General features: G+C 43.5%; 5 protein-coding genes. 2 read left to right on the top strand and 3 right to left on the bottom strand.

From position 1 onward, the window contains the following. Together FH603_RS28485 and FH603_RS27940 are read left to right on the top strand one after the other, a co-directional pair. On the top strand, nt 1-245 hold a 245-nt coding region (locus FH603_RS28485), incomplete at its 5' end, for a hypothetical protein (RefSeq protein ID WP_222439570.1). Between the two features lie 214 nt (nt 246-459). After that, the gene (locus tag FH603_RS27940; protein ID WP_186742626.1) at nt 460-1,065 is read left to right on the top strand and encodes a hypothetical protein; all 606 of its coding nucleotides are present in this window, start codon (nt 460-462) and stop codon (nt 1,063-1,065) included. A gap of 232 nt (nt 1,066-1,297) precedes the next feature. On the opposite strand, the gene FH603_RS27935 is transcribed toward FH603_RS27940, so the two are convergent. The 3 genes from FH603_RS27935 to FH603_RS28480 form a co-directional block, all read right to left on the bottom strand. Beyond that, nucleotides 1,298-1,570, bottom strand: a complete 273-nt coding sequence (locus FH603_RS27935) for a hypothetical protein (RefSeq protein ID WP_186742624.1) — start codon at nt 1,568-1,570, stop codon at nt 1,298-1,300. Further along, nucleotides 1,567-2,157 carry a hypothetical protein gene (locus FH603_RS27930; RefSeq protein ID WP_186742621.1) on the bottom strand — a complete coding sequence of 197 codons (591 nt, stop codon included), beginning with the start codon at nt 2,155-2,157 and terminating at the stop codon, nt 1,567-1,569. The genes FH603_RS27935 and FH603_RS27930 overlap by 4 nt, the downstream gene beginning before the upstream one ends. A 236-nt stretch (nt 2,158-2,393) precedes the next feature. After that, nucleotides 2,394-2,582, bottom strand: a 189-nt coding sequence (locus FH603_RS28480) for a hypothetical protein (RefSeq protein ID WP_222439569.1), incomplete at its 5' end; no start/stop codon positions are given.

The following is a 2,582-nucleotide window of genomic DNA, read 5'->3' as shown; positions in this document are numbered from 1 at the left end:
TAATACGAACTGTCTGGGCTTTGAAAGCAAAGTTGGGGAGCGATAGACAGACGAAGACAGAAGACGGCGGGAACCCAACAAAACCGATTGTAAAGGTTTTATTGGGACCAAAGACTGTTGGTTACTCAATAAGACGGTATGGTAGCCAGTATACTAAAAACTCCGCTTTCTATCAGGAAATGGGGTTTTTAGGCATATTATATACTACATGCTTACTAAAGAATTTGGATTCTAAAGTTAATTAATTGATTATCAAGTTAGTGATCTCAAAGAGCAAGCAGAATTATCGCGTAGCGTAATTCCCGCTTGCTCTTTAAAAAGACTGTATCACGCTCACGCTACCGAATGGCACTCAATCGCTTAGTTTCTGGCCCCTTTGTAATATCTGATAGGATCGGTAGCTTTACATAAGCTCACTTATAAAACAGATCTCTTGGCTTGGATAACAGACTTAATGAGATGAAAAGATTATTGTTGATTTGGGTTTGTATAGGCTTAGGAGCGAAAACGCTATTTGCACAAGAGAGTAAATACGATGTTGCTCTGAGTACTGGTTTCTATAGCGCGCCGAATTACACGCATATCACTGGTAAGCAGTTTTTATCGGCTGATTTCGACTACCATTTGCAGAACCGATGGACGATCTCAACGGGCCTCCTAAGTGGTCAGTTCGCCTACTTTGAAGATTGGAGGAGTAATGCCTTTTCCTATGATGACTATACAAATGCTAAAGGATACGAATCACATTTTTCCCTTACAGCTGCTTACTCGGTTATAAAGACGGATAAATTCCGTGTTCAAGTGGGATCAGGTATTGGGCTATTCACCCAGCGATTAAAGTACCCTTATAGAGCTGCCTCCGGTAATTTAGCCCCTAATCAATACGGTGAACAGATCTTTACAACGGAGGAATCGTTCAGCTTGGTTGAGATACCAATCAAGGTAGAAGCTTACTACTTGTTAGGTCGTCGAGTAGGGGTTGGAGCAAGGGCCGGTACTTTTCTACAGGCAAACAGGTCCTTATCTATTTTCTACTTTGGTCCCCAATTAAGAGTGCGTTTATGACTAATCTCAGATATCTGTTAGCCCTGTAGTCTTCCCAATTCTATCTTATTTTCCTTAACATAACTTTAGTTATAAAACACTCCTCTAAAAAGTACAATGCCTGGCCACTCGTGAGAGCTGGCCAGGCATTGTACTTTTTCCGCTTTCCCCCCTTTTGTCCTGTTCTCCTGAAACCCTGCTTTCAAAGCCCAGACAGTTCGCATTATTAACAGTTCGGATTAACCTGTTCGTATTAAATAAGCCCAGCGGCCTTGGCGTGGTGGTCAATCTTGATCGAGCGGCTATCTGAAAACACGTGATAGGCCGCCCGGACCTTCCAACCTGCTTTGACCATCCGCAATAGAAGGTTGATAGAGTGGTCCACATCGTGCGTAGGGTAAACGAGGTACTTATTCTTCGTTAGTCCGTCCGGTGCGTCTGCATAAGCCTTAAAACGCTCTAAAGGCGGGGGTTTGGGCTGGGTCTCCATCTGGGATAGTGATAGTTTTTGAAAATAGCGATTCAAAGGGTAGGCGTTAGAGTAGCGGCCCCCTTTTCAAAAGACTCGATTAAATCAGCAGGCTGTTGAATCTGTCCTTCTTTTAACTCTGCCGGTTGCTCAACTTCGTACTGCTCTACGAAGGTCAATCGGTCGCCGTTGAAGAACACCGTAGGGTTGATGTAGTAGACAAAAGGGTTCTCCCCTCGGGCTATGAATTTGTTTTCAGCCAACTCAGCTAACCCACTAAATACCATCTTATCAGACTTGTAGCCCGTAAAATGCTTACACCTTTCTAGACTAAACATGAATGTGTCTCTATTCGGCTCTACTTGATTTGCTACGTAAGCAAACACCTTGATACCGGCCTTGGAAAGATCGAACCAGTTAGATAAGCCACTCATAAACACCTTCATGAATCTCGCTTTGTCAACTGATATCTTTCGGGCAAAAAGCGAATGCCCTTTTACCTGACTATCGCTGTCAATAATTAGATCAGGGTTCTTCTGGCCGAACAATAAGGTTTTTTCCCCCTTCTCGATGTGCTGAAGAGTGTCATCAAGAAAAGGGTTGATCTTATTGAGAGAGTAATCTCCTATTTTTTTGTAAGCCATGATTAGGGAAGTCTGATTTCCCTACAAACATACAATAAAGAAAGTCTTATCGTACATCGAAGGAAGTGCCATTTCCCTTTTTGTTCCCTGTTGGGGAAGTGCCACTTACCCAACAGGGAAATGGCACTTCCCCAACAGGGAAATGACCCCCCTTGATAATCAGGCAGTTAGGGGGGGGGCCTTCTTAAGTTCTTTATACGGATTACCCAGGCCCAAAGCCTAACTCAGCCGTCCTATTATTCTATATACTTTTTGCCAGTTCCCGGCATAATGCGAGCTGCTTTTAATACGAACAGGCTAATTTGAACTGCTAATAATACGAACTGTCTGGGCTTTGAAAGCAAAGTTGGGGAGCGATAGACAGACGAAGACAGAAGACGGCGGGAACCCAACAAAACCGATTGTAAAGGTTTTATTGGGACCAA

The sequence above is a fragment of the Spirosoma utsteinense genome (assembly GCF_014282275.1).
GTDB lineage: Bacteria > Bacteroidota > Bacteroidia > Cytophagales > Spirosomataceae > Spirosoma > Spirosoma utsteinense.
The sequence above is the reverse complement of the archived record's forward strand: the minus strand, read 5'-3'. Positions and strand labels throughout refer to the sequence as shown.